Source organism: Nonomuraea sp. CA-143628, from assembly GCF_050942315.1.
GTDB lineage: Bacteria > Actinomycetota > Actinomycetes > Streptosporangiales > Streptosporangiaceae > Nonomuraea.
Genome location: NZ_CP192072.1, coordinates 11,998,440 through 12,022,145 on the forward strand (window position 1 = coordinate 11,998,440; position 23,706 = coordinate 12,022,145).

The 23,706-nt window shown below is 67.9% G+C and carries 21 protein-coding genes; 8 read left to right on the forward strand and 13 right to left on the reverse strand.

The features are described from left to right. Positions 1–86: 86 nt before the first annotated feature. Entirely contained in the window at positions 87–1,298 is a 1,212-nt protein-coding gene (locus ACQP2T_RS54120; protein WP_358548674.1) for a M20 family metallopeptidase, read from the reverse strand. A gap of 501 nt (positions 1,299–1,799) precedes the next feature. Between ACQP2T_RS54120 and ACQP2T_RS54125 the strand changes: the two genes are divergently transcribed. Then, positions 1,800–3,203 carry a peptide ligase PGM1-related protein gene (locus ACQP2T_RS54125; protein WP_433512571.1) on the forward strand — a complete coding sequence of 468 codons (1,404 nt, stop codon included), beginning with the start codon at positions 1,800–1,802 and terminating at the stop codon, positions 3,201–3,203. Here ACQP2T_RS54125 and ACQP2T_RS54130 read toward each other — a convergent pair. Further along, positions 3,163–3,366, reverse strand: coding sequence for an SCO4848 family membrane protein (locus ACQP2T_RS54130; RefSeq protein WP_358431626.1), 204 nt, complete (start codon positions 3,364–3,366; stop codon positions 3,163–3,165). The genes ACQP2T_RS54125 and ACQP2T_RS54130 overlap by 41 nt on opposite strands. Before the next feature lie 83 nt (positions 3,367–3,449). Here ACQP2T_RS54130 and ACQP2T_RS54135 point away from each other — a divergent pair, with 83 nt between their 5' ends. Next, positions 3,450–4,580: a D-alanyl-D-alanine carboxypeptidase family protein gene (locus ACQP2T_RS54135; protein WP_433512572.1), complete on the forward strand. Its 1,131-nt coding sequence runs from the start codon at positions 3,450–3,452 to the stop codon at positions 4,578–4,580. A gap of 4 nt (positions 4,581–4,584) precedes the next feature. Here ACQP2T_RS54135 and ACQP2T_RS54140 read toward each other — a convergent pair whose 3' ends face one another. Both ACQP2T_RS54140 and ACQP2T_RS54145 read right to left on the reverse strand, forming a co-directional pair. After that, a complete protein-coding gene (locus tag ACQP2T_RS54140) occupies positions 4,585–5,556 on the reverse strand; it encodes a YihY/virulence factor BrkB family protein (protein WP_433512573.1) in 972 nt (323 codons plus the stop codon). A gap of 141 nt (positions 5,557–5,697) precedes the next feature. Continuing rightward, the gene (locus tag ACQP2T_RS54145; protein WP_433512574.1) at positions 5,698–6,987 is read right to left on the reverse strand and encodes an amidohydrolase family protein; all 1,290 of its coding nucleotides are present in this window, start codon (positions 6,985–6,987) and stop codon (positions 5,698–5,700) included. A 60-nt stretch (positions 6,988–7,047) separates the two neighbouring features. Here ACQP2T_RS54145 and ACQP2T_RS54150 point away from each other — a divergent pair, with 60 nt between their 5' ends. Together ACQP2T_RS54150 and ACQP2T_RS54155 are read left to right on the forward strand one after the other, a co-directional pair. Beyond that, positions 7,048–7,554, forward strand: a complete 507-nt coding sequence (locus ACQP2T_RS54150; protein ID WP_358548688.1) for a MarR family winged helix-turn-helix transcriptional regulator — start codon at positions 7,048–7,050, stop codon at positions 7,552–7,554. Positions 7,555–7,643: 89 nt separating this feature from the next. Then, positions 7,644–8,381: an SDR family oxidoreductase gene (locus tag ACQP2T_RS54155; RefSeq protein WP_433512575.1), complete on the forward strand. Its 738-nt coding sequence runs from the start codon at positions 7,644–7,646 to the stop codon at positions 8,379–8,381. Between the two features lie 12 nt (positions 8,382–8,393). On the opposite strand, the gene ACQP2T_RS54160 is transcribed toward ACQP2T_RS54155, so the two are convergent. The 3 genes from ACQP2T_RS54160 to ACQP2T_RS54170 form a co-directional block, all read right to left on the reverse strand. Next, positions 8,394–9,668 carry an ATP-binding protein gene (locus tag ACQP2T_RS54160; RefSeq protein ID WP_433512576.1) on the reverse strand — a complete coding sequence of 425 codons (1,275 nt, stop codon included), beginning with the start codon at positions 9,666–9,668 and terminating at the stop codon, positions 8,394–8,396. Positions 9,669–9,806: 138 nt separating this feature from the next. Further along, a complete protein-coding gene (gene trpS, locus ACQP2T_RS54165) occupies positions 9,807–10,811 on the reverse strand; it encodes a tryptophan--tRNA ligase (RefSeq protein ID WP_433512577.1) in 1,005 nt (334 codons plus the stop codon). A 14-nt stretch (positions 10,812–10,825) separates the two neighbouring features. Then, complete coding sequence (locus ACQP2T_RS54170) at positions 10,826–12,139, reverse strand: hemolysin family protein (RefSeq protein WP_433512578.1); 1,314 nt, start codon at positions 12,137–12,139, stop codon at positions 10,826–10,828. Positions 12,140–12,225: 86 nt separating this feature from the next. Here ACQP2T_RS54170 and galE point away from each other — a divergent pair, with 86 nt between their 5' ends. Beyond that, entirely contained in the window at positions 12,226–13,173 is a 948-nt protein-coding gene (gene galE, locus ACQP2T_RS54175) for a UDP-glucose 4-epimerase GalE (RefSeq protein ID WP_433512579.1), read from the forward strand. 263 nt (positions 13,174–13,436) lie between these two features. Here the strand turns inward: galE and ACQP2T_RS54180 are convergent, their stop codons facing one another. Continuing rightward, positions 13,437–14,411, reverse strand: coding sequence for a malate dehydrogenase (locus tag ACQP2T_RS54180; protein ID WP_433512580.1), 975 nt, complete (start codon positions 14,409–14,411; stop codon positions 13,437–13,439). A gap of 54 nt (positions 14,412–14,465) precedes the next feature. Continuing rightward, positions 14,466–16,415: a serine/threonine-protein kinase gene (locus ACQP2T_RS54185; RefSeq protein WP_433512581.1), complete on the reverse strand. Its 1,950-nt coding sequence runs from the start codon at positions 16,413–16,415 to the stop codon at positions 14,466–14,468. 203 nt (positions 16,416–16,618) lie between these two features. On the opposite strand from ACQP2T_RS54185, the gene ACQP2T_RS54190 reads away from it, so the two are divergent. Next, positions 16,619–17,770, forward strand: coding sequence for a saccharopine dehydrogenase family protein (locus ACQP2T_RS54190; protein WP_433512582.1), 1,152 nt, complete (start codon positions 16,619–16,621; stop codon positions 17,768–17,770). Here the strand turns inward: ACQP2T_RS54190 and ACQP2T_RS54195 are convergent. Both ACQP2T_RS54195 and ACQP2T_RS54200 read right to left on the reverse strand, forming a co-directional pair. Next, complete coding sequence (locus ACQP2T_RS54195) at positions 17,750–18,787, reverse strand: polysaccharide deacetylase family protein (RefSeq protein WP_433512583.1); 1,038 nt, start codon at positions 18,785–18,787, stop codon at positions 17,750–17,752. The two genes, ACQP2T_RS54190 and ACQP2T_RS54195, sit on opposite strands and share 21 nt — an antisense overlap. A gap of 185 nt (positions 18,788–18,972) precedes the next feature. Beyond that, positions 18,973–19,668 (reverse strand): MarR family transcriptional regulator, encoded by a 696-nt coding sequence (locus tag ACQP2T_RS54200; protein WP_433512584.1) that lies wholly within the window; start codon positions 19,666–19,668, stop codon positions 18,973–18,975. Between the two features lie 250 nt (positions 19,669–19,918). Here ACQP2T_RS54200 and ACQP2T_RS54205 point away from each other — a divergent pair, with 250 nt between their 5' ends. Further along, positions 19,919–21,067 carry a serine hydrolase domain-containing protein gene (locus ACQP2T_RS54205; protein WP_433512585.1) on the forward strand — a complete coding sequence of 383 codons (1,149 nt, stop codon included), beginning with the start codon at positions 19,919–19,921 and terminating at the stop codon, positions 21,065–21,067. Positions 21,068–21,366: 299 nt separating this feature from the next. Here ACQP2T_RS54205 and ACQP2T_RS54210 read toward each other — a convergent pair whose 3' ends face one another. Continuing rightward, positions 21,367–21,576, reverse strand: a complete 210-nt coding sequence (locus ACQP2T_RS54210; RefSeq protein ID WP_433512586.1) for a DUF3017 domain-containing protein — start codon at positions 21,574–21,576, stop codon at positions 21,367–21,369. Positions 21,577–21,727: 151 nt separating this feature from the next. Further along, positions 21,728–22,849, reverse strand: a complete 1,122-nt coding sequence (locus tag ACQP2T_RS54215; protein WP_433512587.1) for a citrate/2-methylcitrate synthase — start codon at positions 22,847–22,849, stop codon at positions 21,728–21,730. Positions 22,850–23,030: 181 nt separating this feature from the next. On the opposite strand from ACQP2T_RS54215, the gene ACQP2T_RS54220 reads away from it, so the two are divergent. Then, positions 23,031–23,681, forward strand: a complete 651-nt coding sequence (locus tag ACQP2T_RS54220) for an FHA domain-containing protein (protein ID WP_433512588.1) — start codon at positions 23,031–23,033, stop codon at positions 23,679–23,681. The last annotated feature ends 25 nt before the right edge of the window (positions 23,682–23,706 follow it).

The following is a 23,706-nucleotide window of genomic DNA, read 5'->3' on the forward strand; positions in this document are numbered from 1 at the left end:
GTAAACCGGAGGAGCGTTTCCCTGGACAGACGCCAGCCCCGCCCAGAAGGGTGGGGCTGGCCCATGCTTGCCGTAAAAGAAAAAAATCAGGCGAGAACAGAGTCGACAACCGGCTCCCAAAGAGCAGTGAGGGCGGTGGCGGCCATGAGTCGGACGCCCATGCCGATCGCCGCCTCGTCGATGTCGAAGGTCCCCTGGTGGATGTCGTACGTCACGCCACCCGGCGAGCGCGTGCCGAGCCGGGCCAGCGCCCCCGGGATCGACTCGAGGTACCAGGCGAAGTCCTCGCCGCCGAGCGACTGCTGCGTGGGCACCACCGCGCCCGGCCCCAGCGCCCGCTCGACCGCCTCCGCCAGCATGTCGACGCTCATCTCGTCGTTGACCACGGGCGGCACCCCGCGCGTGTATTCCATCGTCGCGTCGATCCCGTAAGCGCCGGCGACCGACTCCAGCAGCGACTTGATCAGGTCGGGGGCCGCGTGCCAGGCGTTCTCGTCGAGGCAGCGCACGGTCCCCTCGGCCACGCCGTCGTCAGGGATCGCGTTGGCCGCGGAACCCGCCTGGACCTTGCCCCAGACCAGGCTGAGCGAGGAGCGCGGGTCCACCCGGCGCGAGAGCGCGGCGGGCAGCTCGGTGAGGATCTTGGCGAGGGCGAAGACCAGGTCGGCGGTGAGGTGCGGGCGGGCCGTGTGGCCGCCGGGACCCGACACCCTGATGGCCAGCTTGTCGCAGGCGGAGGTGATCGGGCCGGGCTTGAGCCCGACGTGGCCGAGGTCGACGCGCGGGTCGCAGTGGAGGCCGAAGATGCGCTCCACGCCGCTGATGCCGCCGTGCGCCATGACCTCGAGCGCGCCGCCGGGCAGCTCCTCGGCGGGCTGGAAGATCAGGCGGACCCGGCCGGGCAGCAGGCCCGCGGCGGCCTGCTGGGCGAGGAAGATCGAGGTGCCGAGCAGAATCGTGGTGTGCACGTCGTGGCCGCACGCGTGGCAGGCGCCCGGGACGGTCGAGCGGTAGGGCACGTCCTTCTCGTCGTGCAGCGGCAGCGCGTCGATGTCGGCGCGCAGCGCGACCGTGGGGCCGTCTCCGCTGCCCACGTCGCAGATCAGGCCGGTGCCGCGTGGCAGCACCGACGGCACCAGACCGGCGGCGGTGAGCCGCTCGGCGATGCGCTGAGTCGTGCGATATTCAGCGAAGGCCAGCTCAGGATGCATGTGCAAGTCGCGGCGGAATGCCACCAACTCCTGATCGGTCTCCGTCAGGAACGCGTCGAGTTCCCCCCGAAGCTCACGTCCCCGCATGAGTTCACCGTCCTGTCCAATTGCCATGTGATCGTCAACCACCCGAAGTCACACGGCTTATAGCGCCGTAAATAGTCCTTTGGCCTCGCTGCGGCCGACTGTCCGGTCAGAGCAGCCGGCGGGCGAAAATGCCGCACCCACAGGTTTCGGTGCCAGAGATCGTCAGCACGGGGTTGTGATCCCCTCCTGAGGACAACCCACTGCGGAAACACGGCGGTCGGCCATGAACCCGAAGGCGATGTTCCAACTTTATCTCTTGCGTGTGGCTTCGCGCCGACAGAAACCCCGAAAGCCGGGCGGCTGCATGCCCGTAACCGCAGGTCGTCACCCTGAGTGAGCGCGCGGATGACCCGGAAAATAGTCACAAGGGATCATTAGATGGTGACCCGTGGACACGACTTCCAAACGTGGTCTGCGCTTTCCAATCCTGTCACCTCCCGTCATGGTCATGACACTCCGACGATGGATGCTTTCGCGTAGAATGCGTGTTTCACTCGCAATATGATCACTAAAATCCCGTTCGGGGAGAAGTATGCCGGGTTGAGCATCTTCGAGCCGAGCGAGGGGACCCTGGTGGTCGTACCCTCGCTCTCTCTTCCGCAGGACGAGCTGCGCCGCATCACCGGTGCGAGGTGTTACGAGGAGCGCCTGCTCTTCCTCCTCCTCACCCTCCGCGAGCCCGGCGTCAAAGTGATCTACCTCTCCTCCGCGCCCATCGATCCGGACATCATCGCCTACTATTTCAGCTTCCTGCCAGACCCGGATGACGCCGCCAAACGGCTGCGGCTGATCACTCTCGACGACCCGCACTCGCAGCCGCTGACCAGGACCCTGCTCTCGCGGCCCGAGATGGTCGAGCAGGTGCGTGCGGCGATCGACGGCGACGCGTGGATGGTGCCGTTCGTGCTGAGCGAGCTGGAGGAGGAGTTCGCCGCGCTGCTGGGCATTCCCGTGTACGGCCCGGCCACGTCGCTCGCCTATTACGGCTCCAAGAGCGGCTCCCGCGAGATCGGCCAGGAGGCCGGCGTGCCGATGGCCCGCGGGTTCGGAGATCTGCACTCCCTGGCCGAGATCGAGGACGCGATCGAGGCCCTGCCCGGCCAGCGGGTGATGGTCAAGCTGAACGACGGCTACTCGGGGCTCGGCAACGCCATCGTGCCCAAGGGCGATCTGCCTGGGACGAGCTTCTCCGCGTACGGCGAGACCTGGAAGAGCTTCACCGCGAAGATCCGCGAACGCGGCGCGGTCGTGGAGGAGTTCATCGAGCACCGCCCGCTGCACTATCCCAGCGCGCTGGCCCGCATCACGCCCGGCGGCCGGTACAGCGTCGTGGCCACCCACGACCAGGTGCTCGGCGGCGCCAACCAGGACGTCTACCAGGGCTGTACGTTCCCCGCGGCGCCGGAGTACCGGGCCGAGGTGGGCGCGTCGGCCGAGCGGATCGCCCGGGTGATGGCGGAGCGGGGCGTGGTGGGACTGTTCGGCATGGACTTCTTCGCGCTGGAGACCGACGCCGGATACGCGGCGCTGCTGTGCGAGGTCAACCTGCGGATCGGCGGCACCACACACCCCTTCGGCGCCGCCGTGCTGACCACCGGCGCCTCCTACGATCCGGGGACCGGGCTGCTCATGGCCGGTGACCAGCCCAAGTACTACACCGCGACCGACAACTGCGCGGCCGGCTGCCTGCGCGGCCGCTCCCCCGGCCAGGTCGTGCGGATGGTCGAGGCGCTCGGCCTCGGCTTCGACCACACCCGTCGTACGGGAAACGTCTTCCACCTGCTCGGGGCGCTCCCCGAACACGGCAAGCTCGGCTTCACCACGATCGGCGACTCCCGCGAGGAGGCCGACGAACTCCACCGGCTCACTCGCCGCGCGCTCTGCGGAGCCCCTTCCAGCCGATGACGGCCAATACGATCGCGAGTATGAGATTGACCGCGATCAGGATGCCGTGCACCACGTAGAAGCTCGTGGGATGGCCGTCTGCCAGGTTAAACCCGAGGTTGATCCACTCGAACACCATGAACACGCCGAGCACGATGAGGAATCCGGCGATCTTTCGCGACATGACCACTTCTCTAGTATCAGGTGCCGATCATCAGGGGATGTGTCGGCACATGTGCAATGACACGAAGCTACGCTGAGACCGCCATGCTGATGAAACCGGTGCCCGTCTCGGCACTCCTCACGGCACTCCTCGCGACGGTCGCGCTCACGGGGACCGCCCATGCCACGCCGACTCCTACCCCGACGCCGAAGCCCGTCGGCGGGGACCTGCTGAGCAGTCGCGGCTTGGTGAGACCCGCCGGCATCAAGGCACCGCCGAAGTCCAAGGCCACCTCGTACGTCATCGCCGACCTGGAGACCGGCGACGTGCTCGCGGCCAAGGACCCGCACGGGCACTACCTGCCGGCCAGCACGCTCAAGACGCTCACCGCGCTCACGCTCATCCCCAAGCTGGACAAGAACCTCAAGGTCAAGCCCAGCCGGAACGCGGTCGACCAGGAGGGCACGGCCGTCGGCCTGACGACCAAGCCGCTCTACAAGGTCGACGACCTGTTCAAGGCGTTGCTGATGTCCTCGGGGAACGACGCGGCGATGGCCCTGGCCGAGACGAACGGCAGCCTGTCCAAGACCATGCGTGACATGAACGCCGAGGCCAAGCGCCTGCAGGCGAACGACACGGTGGCCAAGACGCCCAGCGGGCTGGACAAGCCGGGGCAGAGCAGCTCGGCGTACGACCTGGCGCTCATCGCACGAGCCGGACTCGGCAACCCCGACTTCCGGCGATATATCAGTACGAAGGTTGCCAAGTTTCCGGCGCCCAAGAACTACTACGAGATCAGCAACCACAACAAGCTGCTGTGGCGCTACCAGGGCATGATCGGCGTCAAGAACGGCTGGACGTCCAAGGCCCAGGCCAGCTTCGTCGGCGCCGCGACACGTGGCGGCCACACGATCATCGTGACCATCATGCGGCACGAGGGGTACTTCTGGGAGGAGGTGGCGAGCCTGCTCGACTGGGGCTTCGCCGCCCGGGGCAAGGTCACGCCGGTCGGCAGGCTCGTCGATCCACTGCCGGTCGAGCTGCCCGCCCAGCAGGCGAGCGCCGCACCGGTCGTCACCGCGCCACCGGTGACGGCACCGCTGCTCGACTCGGCCGCGTCGAAGCAGACGGACACCAGCCGTACGGTGGGCTCGATCGTGATCGGGGGCGGGCTGCTGTTCGGCCTGACCTGGCTGGGCTACGGCATCCGCCGCCGGCGCAACTCGCGACGCTGAGGGGTCAGGTGACCTCGTTCGAGGGGATGGGCGAGGCCGACGGCATGGGCGTGTTCGACGGGATGGGCGTGTTCGACGGGATGGGCGAGGGTGCGGGCGGCGGGCAGAGCCCGGCCGTGGCGGTCCAGGCGGCGACGTACAGGATGACCCTGGCGGAGAAGTTGATCCAGACCAGCAGCCCCACCATGACGGCGAACGCGCCGTAGATCGGATTGCCCAGCGTCAGCGCCAGCAGCAGCGACGCGACCTGCTTGAGCAGCCCGAACCCGATGGCGCCGAGCAGCGCCCCCCTGGCCAGCACCCGGAAGGGCTGGGTGGCGCGACCCACCCAGCCCAGCAGGATCAGGAACAGCACCCAGTCGGCGGCCACGCTGGCCAGCAGTCCCACCAGCCAGAGCGTGCCGGTCGTCACCGGCGCGCTGCCCAGCCCGAGAGCCACCGCGACCTTGGTCGTCGCCTGCGTGGCGGCCCCGCCGACCAGCACCGACACGATCATGGTCACGCCGAGCAGGAGCAGGGAGATCAGGTCGCGCAGCTTGGCGACGAAGAAGTTCGGCGGCGGGGCCGTGGTCATCGACATCTCCCACAGCGCGCCGCGCAGCGCGTCCACGGCACCCAGCCCCGCGTAGAGCAGACCGGCCAGGCCGATGATCCCGGCCGTCGCCCTGGCCTGGGCGATGGCCTGGAGGTCGATCTGGTCGGCGAGTCCGGGCAACTGGTCCTTGATCGCCGATTCGAGCGTGGTGATGGCGTTCTGGTCGTACGACAGGACGTAGCCGAACAGCGCGTACGCGAGCGCGACCAGCGGGAAGAACGACAGGAACGCGAAATAGGTCACCGAACCGGCCAGCCGATCGCCGAACCGCAGCTGGTAGCGCTGCACGGTCCTCATCAGGTGGTCGATCCAGAGCCGGCGCACCCGCCAGGACTCGACGACGCGGCCACTCCGGGCCTTGGCCGACTCGACGCGTGCCATCACTTTCGCCAACACCGCCGCGCGCCGCCTTCCGAGGTGCCCCGTCGTCGCCGGACACCTGCCCTGGCTGGCGCTCTTCTACCACGGAGCCCGGCACTCAGGAGCTTCGCACGGGTGGTGAGCGCGACGCGGGTGGTGAGGCTATGAGCGTGACGCGCTTGTGACGACGGCGTGGGCGGACTCCGCGAGCCTGGCGAGCACCTCCGTCACGTCGTGGTGCAGCAGCCTGCCGCCCCGCTTGACCACCCGTCCACCGACCAGGACGGTGTCGACGGCGCTGGTGTCGGCGTTGAGCACCACCGCCCCGATCGGGTCGTGCGCGGCCGCCATGCCCAGCGTGCCGGTACGCAGCAGCACGAGGTCGGCCTGCTTGCCGACCCGCAGCGAGCCGACGGTGTCACCGAGCCCGACCACCTCGGCGCCTTCGATGGTGGCCATCCGCAGCGCGTCACGGGTGCGGAACCCCATCCCCTGCCCGTCCGGACGGCCCCGCTCCAGCGTGAACGCGGTCCGCATCAGGCTGAACATGTCACCGGGCGCGCATGTCACGGAGTCGACGCTGAGCGAGGCGGGGATCCCGGCGGCCCGCGCCCGCCCGGTGATCGGATAGCCGATGCCGAGGGTCATCTCGTCGACCGGCGACACGGACACGCCGCCGCCGCTGTCGGCGATGAGCTTCAGCTGGTCGTCGCTGTAGTGGTTGGCGTGCACGTACGTCGTGCGCGGCGCCAGCAGCCCGTTGGCCTCCAGGAACGCCAGCCCCTTGGTGGAGCTCTCCCTGCCGTGGCCGCCGAGATGCGCGGTGACGGGCAGGTCGAGTTCGCGGGCCAGCCGCCACTCGGCCAGCGCGTCGTCCTCACTGACGATCTCCGGCCCGAGCGCGGCGATCGCCATGGTCACCAGACCGGCCGTGCCGAAGTGCTCGTCATGGACCCGGTGCCCCTCCTTGCGCAGGTTCTCCCGGGGCCCGCCGTGGCAGTAGCCGAAGATCGCCCTGATGCCCGACTCGCGCAGCGCCCGTACTGCCGAGTCGGTGTGCTCGGGCGTGAACTGCACGTGCGACCAGTCGAGCAGCGTGGTGATCCCGGCGTCCAGGCATTCCAGCGCGCCGGCCAGGTTGCCCGCGTAGACGTCCTCGGGCCGGTAACCGGGAGCCAGCTCGCCCAGGACGCGCTGCAGATATCCGCCGAACGTGATGTCCGGCCCGATCGCCCTGATCCCGGCCTGCCAGGTGTGCCGGTGGCTGTCGACGAACCCCGGCAGCACGATCATCCCGGTCGCGTCGACGACCTCCGCTCCCGGCACCTCGGGCAGGTCCGGCCCCACCTCGGCGATCCGGCCGCCCTCGACCCGCACGTCCACCCGCCCGAGCACGACAGGCTCCGGCTCGGTGTCAACGACGATCCCATTCTTGATCAAAGTGATTGCCATGCCAAAAGCTTAGTAAGAAGCTTTTCAGAAAGCAATATACTGCCAAGTATCCTCAATCACATGAAGCACGATGACGTCGACGCGATGGTCCCCCGCTGGCAGAACTCCGGCCTGTCGTCATCGCTCATCGCCGACCTCGAACTGAGCAAGCGCATGTCCCGCCTCAACATGCTCTTCGAGACGGCGATCAAGGCCGAACTGGCGGACCTGGGCCTGACGTATGCCGAGTTCGACGTCCTCGCCGCCCTGGCCCGCACCGGCCCCCCGCACCGGCTCAAGCCCAGCGAGCTGTCCAAGGGCCTATACCTCACCTCGGGCGGCACGAGCAACGTCCTGCAGCGCCTCACGGCATCGGGCTACGTGGAGCGGGCGGCGAACGAGGGCGACGCGCGCAGCCGCTGGGTCCAGCTCACCCCCGAGGGCCTGCGCCTGGCCAACACCGCCCTGGAGGTCTCGGGGAAGGCCCACGAAGAGGTGATGGCGGGCGTCCCTGAGGAAACGGTACGGAAGGCGGCGGACGCCCTCCGGGAGGTCCTCCTGGCCGTGGGCCGCCGCCGCTTCCGCTAGCAGTAGCAGCCGCACCGAAGCGTGGTATCTCCGATCCCAGGCTCAGCGATGCTCTACCGACCCCGCGCGGCCTCCGTGACCCTGAGGTCATGACGTACTCGACGGAGCAGAAGATCGTCCTCATCACCGGAGCCAACAAGGGGATCGGCTACGCGACCGCGCGGCAGCTCGGCCGGGAGGGACACGTGGTGCTCCTCGGCGCCCGCGACGAGGAGAGAGGGCAGAAGGCCGAGGCTGATCTGGTGGGCGAAGGGCTGGACGCCCGGTTCGTCCGGCTCGACGTCACCAACCTCGCCACGGTCGAGGCCGCCGCGGCGTACATCGACGCGGAGTTCGGCCGCCTGGACATCCTCATCAACAACGCCGCCGTCACCCGCGACCGCCCATACCGCCCGAGCGAGCTGCCGGTGGCGGAACTACGGGCGGTCTACGAGACAAACGTGTTCGGGGTCGTCGCGGTGACCAACGCGATGCTCCCGCTGCTCCGCAGGTCGGCGGCCGGGCACATCGCCAACGTGTCGAGCGGGCTGGGCACGATCGCGTTCCTGACCGACCCGGACTCGCCCTTCAAGGACTACAGCCGGCTCCTCGGCTACAACTCTTCCAAGGCCGCCCTGAACGCGATCACCCTGATCTACGCGGACGAACTACGCGACACCCCGATCAAGGTCAACGCGGTCTCCCCCGGCTTCTGCGCCACCGACCTCAACAACCACAGCGGCACCCTGACGGCCGACGAAGGCGGCACCCACATCGCCCGCCAGGCCACCACCATGTCGACGACCGGCACCTTCCTCAGCGAGGAAGGCGGCGTCGTCCCCTGGTGATCCCCGCCTTGACTACTGATCGCCGGAAAGCCGCGCCTGGGCCGGAGACCGGGTGGTCCAAAGAGCGGAAACCGGAAGGCAGGACAGCCCGTCGCCGAAGCTCAACGACTCAGGCCCGCAGTAGAGAACGAATCCGGCAAGCATACGGTCGCCCAAGCGACGCTTGAGGTGCCGCAGTCCGCGAAAGTCGTCGCCGCGAACGGTCTCCGCCGCCTTGACCTCGATGGCGACGATCTCGCCCGCGTTGTTCTCGAGGACCCCGTCCACCTCGTACTGGTCCCGGTCTCGATAGTGGTAAAGGCGAGCCGAGATGTCGGCCCAGGTCAGCTGCTTGGTCATCTCACTGAGCACGAAGTTCTCGAGGAGCCCGCCATGGGTGGCGTCGGCGACGCTTCCACTGGTGAGGTATCCAGCCATGCCGGAGTCGACGAAGATCACCTTGGGCGTGGCAACGGCTCTCGTGGTCGCGTTCGACGACCAGCCCGGCACGAGGCGGACCACGAAGATAGTCTCCAGAATCTCCACATAGCTGCGAACAGTCGGGCTCGATAGACCCAGCTCGCTCGCGAGGCGGCTCATGTTGAGCAGCCCTCCGGTCTGAGCCGCCAGCAGGGCGACCAACCGCCGCATGTCGGACGCACGCTCGATCTCGGCGACCTGTTTCACGTCCCGGGCGATCAAGTCCGCGAGATAGCCGTCGAAAAACCGTTCACGACGCCGAGGGGTCGCCCGCTTGATCGCCTCTGGGTATCCGCCGCGAGCGGCCAGCGCGAGATAGTCCTTCCGGCGTAGACCGATCGATTCGGCGCGCAGATCTTCGCCCATCGCGAATGCCGCGTCGATGAAGCCGTCCTCGTGGCCGTCGATCTCCCCCTGCGAGAGCGGCCAGAGCTCGATGGTCTCCGACCTGCCGGGCAGCGAGTCAGGGAGGCTGCGCAGCGCGAGGAGGCGCGCGGATCCGGTGAGCAGGAATCGTCCAGGGCGCGGGTCCCGATCCACCACGTGCTTGATGGCGAGCCAAAGATCAGGAACCCGCTGCACCTCATCAATGAGCATCAAGCCGTCATGCTGGACGAAACGGACTGGATCCTCATTCGCCGCCAGGCGGGTGACGGGATCGTCCAGGAAGCGGGCGACGCTGCCGGGGACATTGCGCAGCACCCGCTCGGCAAGGGTGCTCTTGCCGACCTGGCGAGCACCGTTGACGACGACGACACGGGTGTCCTCAAGTGCGTCATACACCAGAGAAGCCGCACGTCGGGGCAGGTAGTCGACCGCTTCCCTCATGCGCCTACCCTAGCCCGGCCTTTAGATCTGCCGAAGCTCTCCCTTTAAATCTGCCGAACCTCTGCCTTTAAATCTGCCGAAGCACTGCCTTTAGATCTGCCGAAGGTCCAGCCCGGCGTTCGCGCATATCAGAGGCGGTCAGAGGCGCGGCAGGAAGCCGACCCGGTCGCGTACCTCGGCCATGGTCTGGCGGGCCACCGCGCCGGCCCGCTCGGCGCCGATGGCCAGCAGCCGGTCCAGCTCCGCCTCGTCGGCCAGCAGCTTCTCCGTGCGCTCCCGGATGGGCGTGAACGTCTCCACGACGGCCTCCGCCACGTCCTTCTTGAACGTCCCGTAGCCCTGCCCCTCGTAACGCGCGACCAGGTCGGGGATGGGCGTGGCCGTGAGCGCGGACAGGATGCGGAGCAGGTTGGAGATGCCGGGCTTGCCGTCCTCGTCGAACAGGACCTCCGACCCGGTGTCCGTGACCGCGCGCATGACCTTCTTGCGCAGCGGCCCCGGCTGCTCCAGGACGTCGAGGATGCCGGCCGGACTGGAGGAGGACTTGGACATCTTGGCCGTCGGGTCCTGGAGGTCGGTGATCTTCTCGACCTCCTTGAGGATGTACGGCTCGGGGAGGGTGAAGGTGTCGCCGAAGCGGTGGTTGAAGCGCCCGCCGAGGTCGCGGGTGAGCTCCAGGTGCTGCTTCTGGTCAGCGCCGACCGGCACGCTGTTGGCCTGATAAAGCAGGATGTCGGCGGCTTGGAGCACCGGGTAGGTGAAGAGTCCGACGCTGGCCGCGTTCTCCCCGAACTTGGCGGACTTGTCCTTGAACTGCGTCATCCTGGCCGCCTCGCCCATGCCCGTCAGGCAGATGAGGATCCAGGCCAGCTCGCTGTGCTCGCGCACGTGCGACTGGACGAACACGGTCGAGCGCTCGGGATCGAGCCCGGCGGCGAACAGCTGCGCGGCGGCCACGCGGGTGCGGCGGCGCAGCGCGGCGGGCTCGGTCGGCACCGTGATCGCGTGAAGGTCGACGACGCAGTAGAAGGCGTCATGAGTCTCCTGCAGCGTCACCCATTGGCGGACCGCACCCAGGTAGTTGCCCAGGTGGAAGGAGTCTGCGGTGGGCTGGATGCCGGAGAGGACACGAGGTCTGGCCATAGCAGCCAATTGTGTCAGGAATCCAGCTCGGGCGGCGACTCGACGGCCGGACGCCGCTGCACCCTCACTCTGGCGATACGGCGTCCGTCGAGCTCGATGACGGTCAGCTCGAACCCGGGCACCTCCACCATCTCCCCGACGGCGGCCACGTGGCCGAGCATGGACATCACGAACCCGCCCAGCGTCTCGTACGGCCCGTCGGCCAGCCGGATGCCGGTCAGGGCGGCGAAGTCGTTGAGGTTCGTCAGGCCGTCGATCTCCATCTCGCCCGCCGGGAGGACCACGGTGTCGCCCTCGACGTCGTACTCGTCCCTGATGTCGCCGATGAGCTCTTCGACCAGGTCCTCCAAGGTGACGATGCCGGCCGTCCCGCCGTACTCGTCGACGACGATGGCCAGGTGGTGACCCTCGTCGCGCATCTCCGAGAGCGTGGTGAGCAGGCGCTTGGAGGCCGGTACGAACTTGACCGGCCGGATCGGCACCAGTTCGCTGATCGGCTCGATCCGCCCGGTGAGCACCGGGTCGAGCAGGTCCCTGACGTGCACGAACCCGATGACCTCGTCGTACGACTCGCGGTAGACGGGGAAGCGCGAGTGCGGCAGCCCCGAGGCCAGCACCGCCGCCTCCGCCAGTGTGGTGTCGGCCTCCATGAACTCCACCTCGGTACGGGGCAGCATGACCTCGCGGAGCTGGCGCTTGCCGGCGGCGAACACCTCCGCGATCAGCTTCCGCTCGTCGGCGGTCAGGTCGGTGTGCCCGACGACCATGTCGCGCAGTTCCTCGGTGGTGACCTCCTCCCTGTCGGCCTGCGGGTTGCCGCCGAGCAGCTTGACCACGCCGTCGGTCGACTTCGACAGCGCCCAGATGACCGGGCGTGACAGCATGGCCACGCGATCGAGGAAGGGCGCCACGACCAGCGAGAGCCCCTCGGCCCGCTGCAGGGCCAGGCGTTTGGGCGCCAGCTCGCCGAGCACGAGAGAGACGTACGAGATGGCCAGCGTCACCAGCACCAGCGCGAGTACGGGAGCGACGGCGTGGGGCACGTGCCACCGTTCGAGCACGGGCACGAACTGCATGCCGAGCCGGTCGGCGCCGAACGCGGCCGACAGCATGGTGGCGACGGTCACCCCGATCTGCACGGCGGACAGGAAGCGGTTGGGGTCCTGGGCGAGCTTGGCGACCCGCTCGCCGCGGCGCCCCTTCTGAGCGAGCTTGCGCACCTGGCTCTCCCGCAGGGAGACCATCGCCATCTCGGCGGCGGCGAAGAAGCCGCCGACGAGGATGAACAGAAGGACCAGCGCGATATTGGCCGCGAGGGTGTCAAACATGGTGGTTGGCAGCGTACTCGGCACGTTTCCCGCGTATGCTGAACACCCAGCCCGACAAAATTAAACATATAACCACAGGAGTACACATGAGATTGCTGGTCACCGGAGGCGCCGGATACGTGGGCAGCGTCGTCGCGGCGCAGCTCGTCGAGGCGGGGCACGAGGTGACCGTGCTCGACGACCTGTCGACCGGCCATGAGGACGCCGTGCCCGAGGGGGCGCGGTTCGTTCACGGGTCCATCACCGAGGCCCACGACGCGCTGGCGGGCGTGGAGGCGGTGCTGCACTTCGCGGCCAAGTCACTGGTCGGCGAGTCGGTGGAGAAGCCCGGCCTCTACTGGTCGCACAACCTCGGCGGCACGCTGGCGCTGCTCGACGCGATGCGGGTGCAAGGCGTGCGCGGGATCGTGTTCTCCTCGACCGCGGCCACGTACGGCGAGCCCGAGCGCTCCCCCATCCTGGAGAGCGACCCGACGCGGCCCACCAATCCGTACGGCGCCTCGAAGCTGGCCGTCGACACCGCCCTGACCGCCTACGCGGGCCTGCACGGGCTCGGGGCGGTGAGCCTGCGTTACTTCAACGTGGCCGGCGCGTACGGCCGCTTCCGCGAGCGGCACACCATCGAGACCCATCTCATCCCGAACGTCCTCAAGGTGGCCACCGGCGAGCGTGAGTCGGTCAGCGTGTTCGGCACCGACTACCCGACCGCCGACGGCACGTGCGTGCGCGACTACGTCCACGTGGCCGATCTGGCGGTCGCCCACCTGCTGGCGCTGGAGGCGCTCACCCCCGGGGAGCACAAGATCTTCAACCTGGGCAGCGGCGCCGGCTTCTCCGTCCAGGAGGTGATCTCGGTCTGCCGCGAGGTCACCGGCCACGACATCCCCGCCGTTCTCGGGCCGCGCCGGGCGGGCGACCCGGCCGTGCTGGTCGCCTCGTCCGAGAAGATCCGGCGCGAGCTGGGCTGGAAGGCCGAGCGCCCCTCCCTGCGGGACATCGTCTCTGACGCTTGGGGAGCGCTTTCCGGGAAATAGGTATAGGAAGTCCCGATATGTGCTGTGATATCGAAATGTGAGGAGCTTTTCACCAAGGGTCACGAAGATAGTCTTCGGCGTCCTCGTTGTGCTGGGTAGCCTCGCGGCGGCGGCGGGGGTGCTGTTCGCCACCTCCCCGCCGAATCCCCCCGCGGAAATCACTATGTGCCCGTAGGCGAACAAAAGGGAAATAGGCCGCAAATCGTACATATAACCAAAAAGACGCGCGCCCGGAAACGGACGCGCGCCTTGTCGGGGACGAATCAGATCAGGCCGAGCGAGGCCACCGCGTCGCGCTCCTCGGTGAGCTCGCGGACGCTGGCGTCGATTCGCTCGCGAGAGAAGGCGTCGATCTCCAGGCCCTGGATGATCTCGAACCGGCCCCCCGCCGCCCGCACCGGGAACGACGAGATGAGGCCCTCGGGCACGCCGTAGGACCCGTCAGAGACGACGGCGGCCGAGGTCCAGTCGGTGCCGTTGACCCAGTCGTAGACGTGGTCGATCGCGGCGTTGGCCGCGGAGGCGGCGGACGAGGCGCCGCGGGCCTCGATGATGGCGGCGCCGCGCTTGGCCACCGTCGGGATGAAGGTGTCGCGCAGCCACTCCGACTCCACCTGCTCGGCCGCGATCTTGCCGCCGACCTCGGCGTGGTAGAGGTCCGGGTATTGGGTGGCGGAGTGGTTGCCCCAGATGGTCATGTTCTTGATCTCGGTGACCGGGACCTGGAGCTTCGCGGCGAGCTGGGACAGCGCGCGGTTGTGGTCGAGGCGGGTCATCGCGGTGAAGCGGTCGGCCGGTACGTCGGGCGCGTTCTGCTGGGCGATGAGCGCGTTGGTGTTGGCCGGGTTGCCGACGACCAGGACCTTGATGTCGTCGGCCGCGTGGTCGTTGATGGCCTTGCCCTGCGGGCCGAAGATGCCGCCGTTGGCGCCGAGCAGGTCACCGCGCTCCATCCCGGCCTTGCGCGGCATGGCGCCGACGAGCAGCGCGACGTTGGCGCCCGCGAACGCGACGTTCGGGTCGTCGGTGATCTCGATGCCGGACAGCAGCGGGAAGGCGCAGTCATCGAGCTCCATGGCGGTGCCCTCGGCTGCCTTCACCGCCTGCGGGATCTCCAGCAGACTGAGCTTGACCGGGACGTTCGGGCCGAGCAGCTGCCCCGACGCGATGCGGAACAGCAGTGCGTAGCCGATCTGACCGGCGGCTCCGGTGACGGTCACCTTGACGGGCGTGGCCATGGCCTTCCCCTAACTCGCAGGATGAATCATTGACTTTCGGATGCTACCCGTTCGTCATCCGCAGGAGACCATCGAGGGTGTTTCCTGCTCGGGAGTGAAGTCCACGTTGGCGAAATACTTGGCCAGCAGCTTCTTGACGACGTCCTTGCTGTAGAGCTCGGCGATGATCCCGTTGGCCGCCTTGCAGGTCTTCGCGTCTCCGTGCTTGATCCCGATGGCGTAGCGCTCGTCGTTGAGCTTGGCGCCGAGGATCTTGAAGCGCTGGTTCTCGCGGCTGGCGAAGCCGGCCAGGATGAGGTCCTCGCCCGGCACCGCGGCGACCTCGCCGCTCCTGAGCAGGTCCATGCACTGCGCGTAGTTGCTCACCGTGACGAGCTCCACCTTCACGCGGGCCTGGACATTACGGACGGACGGACTGTCGGGGGCGCAGATCTTCTTGCCCACGAGGTCGTCGATCGACTCGATCGGGTCGCCGTCGCGGACCAGGAGGTCGTGGTGGGCCACATAGTAGGGGCCGGCGAACTCGACACCGCTCTTGTCGATGGAGTAGGTGGCGATCACCAGATCCACGGTGCCGTCGTCCAGCGCCTTCGGCCTCTCGGACTTGGGAATCCTGACGAACTGGGTCTGCTTGGCGCCGAGCTGCTCCGCGACGAGCTTGGCCAGCTCGATGTCGAAGCCCTCGAAGCCCCCGTCGCCTTCCAGGGAGACGCCGGGGAGGTCGCCCTTCACACCGATCACGATCTTCTTCGTCTGCGCCACCTTGTCGACGACTGAGGCGAAGGAGCCCGGCGGAGCGGGATGGGGCGAGGCCCGCTCCTCGCCGAGCGCGAGCTGAAGCCAGTTGTTCTGCACGGCCACGATCGAGGCGGCGGCGAGCAGCAGGATCGCCACGGCCAGCGCGACCCACCCCGCGCGGCGGCCGCGCGGCGCCGGTGGGCCGGGCGGGCCGGGGTCCGGGGAGGCCGCGGTCGGCCGCTCGTCCAGGATTCGGTGCGGTGGCGCCGTGGAGCCGGTCGCCCAGGGGATCGGCTCGCCGCCGGTCACGGAGGACTGCTCCGGCGGATGCATGAGCTGTGCCTTGGACGGCGCGCCCGTGCCGAGCGTCCCGGACGACACCCTGATGAACGGGGTGGTGTCGTCGCTGGCCACCTGTACGCCCCGGGTCAGCATGGCCGTGGAGGCGCCGACCGTCTCCGGCTGGCCGAGCAGCCGCAGCAGGATCTGATCGGCTGAGGGCCGCTCGTCGGGCGACTTCGACAGCGCCGACCGCACCACGCCGCGCAGCGGCTCGGGCAGCATGGACACGTCGACCTCGTGGTTGAGGATCCGGTTGAGCACCACCGCGATCGAGTTGCCCTCGAACACGGTCTCCCCGGTCGCCGCGAACGCGATCACCGCCCCCCAGGCGAACACGTCGGTATAAGGCCCGACATCGTCTCCGGCGATCTGCTCGGGAGCCATGTACGCGGGCGTCCCGATGGCCCGGCTGGTGATGGTGCCGCTCGAGTCGATGATCCTGGCGATGCCGAAGTCGACCACGCGCGGCCCGTCGGCGGCGATCAGCACGTTGTCGGGCTTGAAGTCGCGGTGCACGATCGAGGCGTGGTGGATCGCGGTCAGCGCGGTCGCCGTCCCGATCGCCAGCCGGTCGAGCGCCGTCCCCCGCAGCGGGCCGTCGGCTTCGACGATGTCCCTGAGAGCGCGCCCGTCGATGTACTCGCTGGCGATGTACGGCGTGTCGCCGTCGAGATCGGCCTCGATCACCCGGGCCGTGCAGAACGACGCCACCCGCTGCGCGGCCTTCAGCTCCCTGGCGAACCGCGACCTGGCGATCGTGTCCCCGCTGAACTTGACATGCAGCAGCTTGATCGCAGCCTGCTCACCCTCATCGGTGACGCCCAGGTAGACGATGCCCTGGCCGCCTTCCCCAACCCGGCCGACCAGCCGGAACGACCCCAGCTGGCCGGGGTCGCCGGCGACCAGCGGCGAGATCTGCGGCATTCATCTTCCCCACGTTCAAACAAAGCCCAACGACGCAAACTTTACGACGCTCAGTAAGCTCTCAGGGAACCGTTAACCGTTCGTGACGTCACGGTTTGTCGCCAGGAGCAGTATGGCCACCCGCCATCACCGGGGTGAGGAGAAACGCCGAATTACCCCAGAATAGGGCGAAACTACGAGAAGCACCGAGGAGGCCCGGGATTATGGCCCGTGCGTACGACATCGTGCTGTTCGGCGCGAGTGGCTTCACCGGCGCGCTCACCGCGGCCTACCTCGCCAAGACGGCCGGCCCCGAGGTGCGCTGGGCACTGGCCGGCCGCGACCGGGCCAAGCTGGAACGACTCGGCCTCGATGCCCCGATCCTGATCGCCGACGCCACCGACCCCGCCTCGCTGGCCACCATCGCCCGCTCGACCCGCGTCGTCGTCACGACCGTCGGCCCCTACCTCCGGTACGGCGAGCCGCTCGTGGCCGCCTGCGCCGAGGCGGGCACGCACTATCTGGACCTGACCGGCGAGGCCGAATTCGTGGACCGGATGTACGTCCGCCACCACCGGCGGGCCACCACGACGGGCGCCAAGCTGGTGCACGCCTGCGGCTTCGACTCCATCCCCTATGACCTGGGCGTGCTCTTCACGGTCGACCGGCTGCCGGAGCACGTACCGCTCAAGGTCAGCGGGTTCCTCAGAAGCGAGATGCGGGCCTCGGGCGGCACGCTGGCCTCCGGGATGACGATCGTCTCCCGCCCGTTGCAGCTCCTGGAGGCGGCAGCCCGGCGACGCGCCGCCGAGCCGCTGCCGCCCGGCCGCCGGGTCAGCTCACTGCCCGGCGGCCTGCGCTATGTCGGCGGTTGGGCGCTGCCGATGCCGAGCCTGGACCCGCTGATCGTCGGCCGCTCGGCCCGCCTGCTCGACCGCTACGGCCCCGACTTCACCTACCGCCAGTACTACGCCGTCAAGACCCTGCCCGCCGCCCTCGCGGTGGCGGCGGGAGCGGGCACGATGGCGGCGCTCGCGCAGATCCCCCCGGTACGCGACTGGATGGCGAGCCGCGTCAAGCCCGGCGACGGGCCCACCCCCGAGCAGCGGGCCCGCAACTGGTTCAAGGTCACCATCCTCGGCGAGGGCGGCGGCCGGCGGGTCGTCACCGAGGTCGCGGGCGGCGACCCCGGTTACGACGAGACGGCCAAGATGCTCAGCGAGGCGGCGCTCTGCCTGGCCTTCGACGACGTGCCCGAGATCGCCGGCCAGGTCACCACCGCCTCCGCGATGGGCCGCCCGCTGATCGAGCGCCTGCGCCGGGCCGGCATCACGTTCAGGACGCGAGAGCCACGTTCAGTACGCGAGAGCCCGTGAGGTGAAGGACGTCCGCAGGAACGGGTTCTTGAACTTGGGGAAGGCCACGGTCAACGGGTCGCCGTCTGAGGTGTAACGCATGTCCGGGTTGCTCTTCAGCCAGTCGAGCCAGGCCACGGAGCAGAACTGCTTGCAGTCACCCTTCTTGTCCATGGCCCTGATGCGCGGGATGCCCAGCGGGTCGAAGGACTTGCTGAACGGCGCGGGCGCGGGCGTGTAACCGGCCAGGAAGACACCCTTGTGGTCATAGGTGACGTCGCCGAGCTTGCCGTGCATGGCCCACTTCTTGTTGTGCGGCTGGTTGCCGTACGGCAGGGCGATGGTCACCGGCTTGACGAAGGCCAGGGAGCTGACCATCGTCTGGATGGTCGCGATCTGCTCCTCGACCTCCTTCTCCGACCGGCCCCGCAGGTTGATGTGGTCGCGGGTGTGGTTGCCGATGTCGAACCCGTTGTCCTTGAGCCAGAGCAGCATCTGGGCCTGCTCGTCGCGCACGGTCTTGCCGAACATGTCGCGCGTGACGTACATCGTCGCCACCGGCCGGAAGCCGGGATTCTTCGCCGCCACGTCACGCAGGATGCCGATGGCGGTGTCCGGCGCCAGGTTGCCCATCTCGTCCAGCGTGAGCTGTGAGGGCGAGGAGTCGTCGAAGGTCAGGACGACCGCGTGCTTGCCCGCCGGGATGTCGATCTTCCCGGTGACGTACTCGGCGGCGGTGATCGGCACGTACCCGTCCTTGACCAGCCGTTCGAGGTCTCCCCTGAACTGCTCGGGAGTCCGGTCGTCGGTGGTCGCCGGGTTCTTGATCACCCGGTGGAACATCAGCACCGGGATCTGTCCCAGCTCGTTGGCCTTCACCTTGGCGGCCAGCGCCAGCTGCGCCGCCTTGGCCTGCTTCAGCTTGGCCGCCGTGTTGGCCGCGTTGTTCACCGGCTTGGCGGCCGGTTCCGAGCCACAGCCGCACACGACCGCCGTGACCGCGATCAGCCCCACCCCACTCAAAAGACGCAATCGCATCCGAACTCCCTGGGACGCCTATGACTGTTACCAGCGACTCTTACCCATTGAATCGTCTTGACCACGCTCTGTGACAGCCAAGAGATGTTCTGGAGAACGCGAAAGGGCCGCCCGAGGGGCGGCCCTTTCGCGTAGCGGAAGATCAGGCCATCTTCTTCTTGAGGACTGTCAGGCCGCTTGTAGTGCTAGCCGTGTGCGGCCGGCCTCGCGGCATGGGCCTGCCGCCATTCCTCGGCCGCCTGGATCATGGCCTGGCCGACGTGGTCGAAGAAGTCACCGACGTCCCGCAGCCGCATCCCAGCAGGTGAGGCCGGGCCCAGGGTTTGGGCGCCGTGGCGGGCGAAGCCGGCCAGCAGGGTGTTCTGGCGGGCGCTGGCCATCCAACCTCGGAACAGGGCGTCGGCGTCGATGACGTAGCGGTCGCGGCGTCGGCGGGGGTCGCGCTCGCGCCTGATCATCTCCTGCTGCTCCAGCTCGCCGATGGCCTTGGAGATGGAGGCGGGGCTGACCTGGAGCCGTCGGGCGAGCTCGGCGGCGGTGAGGATGCCGGTGTCGGTGAGGTAAAGGCTGGCCAGCACACGGGCGGTCATGCGGGACAGCCCGGTCGCGACCATGATGCCGGTGAACTGCTCTTCCAGGTCGTTGACCACTCTGGGGTCGCGTTCGGCGGGGGCGGGGTGGCTCCTCTTGGCCCGTTCCTTGGTGGCCCGGTGCGCCTGGTCGGCCTGGTAGCCGGCGGGGCCTCCGTTGCGGGCCACCTCACGGGTGATGGTGGACAGCGGCCGGTTCAGGCCGGCGGCGATCTCGGTGTAAGTGAGCCCTTCGGTCAGCCCGTCGGCGATCTGCCTGCGGTCCTGTTGGGTCAGCCTGCCTCCGGGCATCAGCGAAAGCCTCCTCTTCTTGCCTGCGTGGCTGGCCCAGTCTTGCATTAACAGTCATCTCATTGCAAGTTTTGCCTTGCATTCACCGCCATATCCATTGCAATTTCCCTACTGAGATGGAGGTTCATTGTTGACGAAATCATGAATGCGAGTTAGCTTTTCGCCTATCGTGAACGTCGTGCGCGTCCGCCGAGCTCCACGAGCTGGCCACCCTCTGAAGATCCATTTGATGTGAAAGGAACAGATATCGATGTTCGCTAAGGCAGGCTTGCTCATCGCCGCAACCCTGTTGACAACGGCCCTGCCCGCCTCCGCATCGCCTGCCCCCGGCCACCCCGCGGTGCAGCGCGTGCTCGACCGGGCCGTGGCCACCAAGCTCACGCCCGGCATGATCGCCGAGATCCGCGACGGCCGACAGGTGTGGTCCGGCACGGCAGGCGTCGCCGACACCAAGACCGGCCGCAAGCGCCACCAGAACGAGCGGTTCCGCATCGGCAGCGCCACCAAGTCCTTCACCGCCACCGTGGTGCTCAAGCTGGTCGCCGAGGGCAAGCTGAGCCTGGACGACACCCTGGAGCAGCATCTGCCCGGCCTGTTCGACGGCACCGCCTACGAACCCGACAAGATCACCATCCGGCAGCTGCTCAACCAGACCAGCGGCCTGTACGCCTACAACCACGACCCGGACCTCATCAAGCTGGGCACCGGCCAGGAGTGGTTCAAGCACCGCTACGACACCTACACCCCAGAGCAACTGGTGAAGATCGCCCTCAAGCACCCGCCGGTCAACCAGCCCGGCGAACGCTTCTGGTACTCCAACACCAACTACATCCTCGCCGCCATGATCGTCGAGAAGGTGACCGCCCGCCCCTTCGCCCGGGAGCTCGACCGGATCGTCATCCGTCCGCTGCACCTGACCGGCACCTGGTTGCCCGGCACCGACCCAAAGATCCGGGGCCCGCACCCGGTGCACTACTCCACCCTGTTCTCCCAGGACCCGAACCCGACCGTCTATGACGCCACCGAGATGAACCAGTCCTTCGCCTGGACGGCCGGCGGCATGATCTCCACCACCAGCGACCTCAACCGCTTCTTCTCCGCCTTGTTCGGCGGCCGCCTGCTTCCGGCCAAGCAGCTGCGCGAGATGCTCACCACCGTCTCCACCGACAACTCGGGCTGGGTCCCCGGCACCAGGTACGGCCTGGGCATCTTCGAACAGAAATTGCCGTGCGGGATGAGCGTCTGGGGCAACGCCGGCGCCACCTACGGCTCCTGGAGCTACGCCATGGGCACCCTGGACGGCAAGCACCGCCTGGCCACCCACGTCAACGGCGACTGGGCGCCGCTGAGCCTCTTCGCCGACGTGCTGACCGCCGAGTTCTGCTCCGCCAAGTCCTGACCCCGAGACGGCACCGAAGGGTGCCGCCCCGGCTCACCTCTCAGCTTGTTCTTAACCTCACGGCGTAGCCGCAGGTAGAGGCCGCATTCGACAGTCAGGCCATCTTCTTCTTGAGGTTCTCGTCGAGCGCCGCAAGGAAGTCCTGGGTGGTGAGCCACTTGGCGTCGCCGCGGACCAGCAGCGCCAGGTCCTCGGTCATCAGAGCGATGCCCGGCCCTCGTGGACACAGGGCTTTCACTCTTCCCGAGGAATGGTTCCCCTTCAACGAATCAATGCATTGAGGCTGTCGGACGGCCCGGTCACCGGGCCAGAAGGGACATGATCATTCCCTTGAGCTCGTCGTTCGCCAAGATCAGCGAGGTAAGGACGAGCACGAATCCGAACGCCCCGAGCGTGATGACGTCCGTCCTCTTGCTGCGTACGGCGAGCCCGCCGTACCCGGCGAAACGGAGCGCGGCGGCCACCATGACGGCGGCGCCCAACGCGAACCCGCCCCACCGCGGGTCCACGAGGAAAATCAGCGCAACGCCGACAACCGCACCCGCCAGAACCAGCGGGTACGGCCCCCAATTTTCTCCAGAACGGCTCAACGTGCCTGCTTACGGCCGCATTCGCTGCGGACCTCCGTTGGCATCGTGCCTCGCTCTCTCCGGTCCAGGCTCATCGCTCCTCTATCGGCTTCCATTTCTGGTCACGCTCACCGATGTACTCACTGTCGGGGCGGATCAGTCTGTTGTCGGCATGCTGCTCGATCACGTGCGCCGTCCATCCGGCCATGCGGCTGATCGAGAAGACCGGGGTGAACAGGTCCGTCGGAATACCGAGATAGTGATAGACCGATGCCGCGTAGAAGTCGACATTGGGATAGAGGCCCTTCATCTCGAAGACGACCTCCTCCATCTCCTTGGACATCCGATAATAGGTGTCGTCGCCGGTGGATTCGGCAAGTTCCTGTGACATCCTGCGCAGGTGCGTGGCCCGCGGGTCCTCGGTCTTGTAGACGCGGTGGCCGAAGCCCATGATCTTCTCGCCGGCGGCCAGCTTCTCCCGCACGGCCTGCGCCACCCCGGTGGGCGAGATCGATTCGAGGGTCTTCATGACCTGCTCGTTCGCGCCGCCGTGCAGGGGGCCCTTGAGCGTCCCGATGGCGGCGACGATGGCCGAGTGCATGTCCGACAGGGTCGCGGCGCAGACACGGGCGGCGAACGTCGAGGCGTTCATGGTGTGGTCGGCGTGCAGCACCAGACAGGTGTCGAAGAGCTCGACCTCGCGCTGGGCCGGAACGCGTCCGGTCACCTGGAGGAGGAAGTTCGCCGCGATGCTCATCGCCGGGTCGGGCTCCGGGACCTCGGCGCCGTTGCGGGCGGCGTGGTAGCGGGCGACCAGCAGGGGCTGCTGCGCGGTCAGGCGAGCGGCCTTGCGCAGGTTCGCTTCGGGGGCGATGGAGTCCTTGTCCGGATCGTCGGCCCCGGCGAGGGAGACCAGGGAGCGCAGGGCCTCCATCGGTTTCTGCTTCTCGGCGATCTCCGGGATGTTCGCGGAGACGAGCGCGCCGAGCTCGTGGCCCCGCACCAGCTCCTCGGCGTACCTGTCCAACTCGTCCCGGTTGGGAAGCTTGCCGCACTGCAGCAGGTGAGCGGTCTCTTCGAACGTCGCGCGGCCGGCCAGATCGTGGATGTCGTATCCGCGATAGAAGAGACGACCGGCCTTCCCGTCAATGTCGCTGAGCGCTGTGGACGCGGCTACGACATCGGCCAGGCCTTTCGTGGGCTTGTCCGCCATGAGTGTTTCCTCCGCATATCTCCGCCCGAAGTCTACCCGTGAGCAGGCAAAACCGGCCGCGAAGGTCCAGACCAATTTCACGCTGGATTCTCCTTATGGCAAAGGCGATTCCGCATCCCCTCGTTTGGGTAAGCCGGAGCTGTAGTAATAGTTACGGCGGGCTACCTGGGGAGGAACTGCCGTGGAGGGGCCGTTCATACGCATCGAGGACACCGGCGAGGTGGTCCCGTTGAGCCCCGAGATCACGACGGTGGGGAGGGGCCGGGGCGCGGACATCCGGCTGACCGACCCGAGTGTGTCTCGACTCCATGCCGAGTTCGTCAGGCGAGGACCCTACCTGTACGTCGTTGATCTGGGCCTGTCCCGCAACGGCACACGGGTGAACGGCAGGCCGATCGCCCGGAGGGTGCTTGACGACGGCGACGTCGTCTCCTTCGGCGCGGCGCGCGGTCGCATCGGCGGAGTCCCCCGTGAGGACTTCACCCCCGAGGTCGAACTGCGCAGGGCCGCTGCGCCCGAGCTGACCAGGCGCGAGGTCGATGTGCTGACCTCGCTCTGCAGGCCGGCGCTGTCGGATGAGGCGTTCGTCGCCCCGGCGACCGCACGTGAGATCGCCGACGACCTGGTCGTGACCGAAGCCGCGGTCAAGCAACACCTGCTGCGGCTGTACCAGAAGTTCCGGATTCCCGAGGGCACCAACCGGCGCACGCGGCTGGCCAACGAGGTCGTCGCGCTGGGCCTGGTGCGCCCGACTCCTGTGGTGCCACCACAGCGGTCGGGGACGTCGGCCGAGCAACAACAACCGACGGCGGCCGGACGCAGGGCTTCATAGGTGCAGACCCCGCAACCTGTGGTGG

Coding starts and splice junctions, on each gene's coding strand:
- ACQP2T_RS54180 (WP_433512580.1), bottom strand. CDS start 14,411: ATGGCCACGCCCGTCAAGGTGACCGTCACCGGAGCCGCCGGTCAGATC.
- ACQP2T_RS54160 (WP_433512576.1), bottom strand. CDS start 9,668: ATGAGGGAAGCGGTCGACTACCTGCCCCGACGTGCGGCTTCTCTGGTG.
- galE (WP_433512579.1), top strand. CDS start 12,226: ATGAGATTGCTGGTCACCGGAGGCGCCGGATACGTGGGCAGCGTCGTC.
- ACQP2T_RS54195 (WP_433512583.1), bottom strand. CDS start 18,787: ATGCGATTGCGTCTTTTGAGTGGGGTGGGGCTGATCGCGGTCACGGCG.
- ACQP2T_RS54205 (WP_433512585.1), top strand. CDS start 19,919: ATGTTCGCTAAGGCAGGCTTGCTCATCGCCGCAACCCTGTTGACAACG.
- ACQP2T_RS54135 (WP_433512572.1), top strand. CDS start 3,450: ATGCTGATGAAACCGGTGCCCGTCTCGGCACTCCTCACGGCACTCCTC.
- ACQP2T_RS54170 (WP_433512578.1), bottom strand. CDS start 12,139: ATGTTTGACACCCTCGCGGCCAATATCGCGCTGGTCCTTCTGTTCATC.
- ACQP2T_RS54200 (WP_433512584.1), bottom strand. CDS start 19,668: ATGCCCGGAGGCAGGCTGACCCAACAGGACCGCAGGCAGATCGCCGAC.
- ACQP2T_RS54125 (WP_433512571.1), top strand. CDS start 1,800: ATGATCACTAAAATCCCGTTCGGGGAGAAGTATGCCGGGTTGAGCATC.
- ACQP2T_RS54140 (WP_433512573.1), bottom strand. CDS start 5,556: ATGGCACGCGTCGAGTCGGCCAAGGCCCGGAGTGGCCGCGTCGTCGAG.
- ACQP2T_RS54215 (WP_433512587.1), bottom strand. CDS start 22,849: ATGGCGGACAAGCCCACGAAAGGCCTGGCCGATGTCGTAGCCGCGTCC.
- ACQP2T_RS54150 (WP_358548688.1), top strand. CDS start 7,048: ATGAAGCACGATGACGTCGACGCGATGGTCCCCCGCTGGCAGAACTCC.
- ACQP2T_RS54120 (WP_358548674.1), bottom strand. CDS start 1,298: ATGCGGGGACGTGAGCTTCGGGGGGAACTCGACGCGTTCCTGACGGAG.
- ACQP2T_RS54155 (WP_433512575.1), top strand. CDS start 7,644: ATGACGTACTCGACGGAGCAGAAGATCGTCCTCATCACCGGAGCCAAC.
- ACQP2T_RS54185 (WP_433512581.1), bottom strand. CDS start 16,415: ATGCCGCAGATCTCGCCGCTGGTCGCCGGCGACCCCGGCCAGCTGGGG.
- ACQP2T_RS54190 (WP_433512582.1), top strand. CDS start 16,619: ATGGCCCGTGCGTACGACATCGTGCTGTTCGGCGCGAGTGGCTTCACC.
- ACQP2T_RS54130 (WP_358431626.1), bottom strand. CDS start 3,366: ATGTCGCGAAAGATCGCCGGATTCCTCATCGTGCTCGGCGTGTTCATG.
- trpS (WP_433512577.1), bottom strand. CDS start 10,811: ATGGCCAGACCTCGTGTCCTCTCCGGCATCCAGCCCACCGCAGACTCC.
- ACQP2T_RS54145 (WP_433512574.1), bottom strand. CDS start 6,987: ATGGCAATCACTTTGATCAAGAATGGGATCGTCGTTGACACCGAGCCG.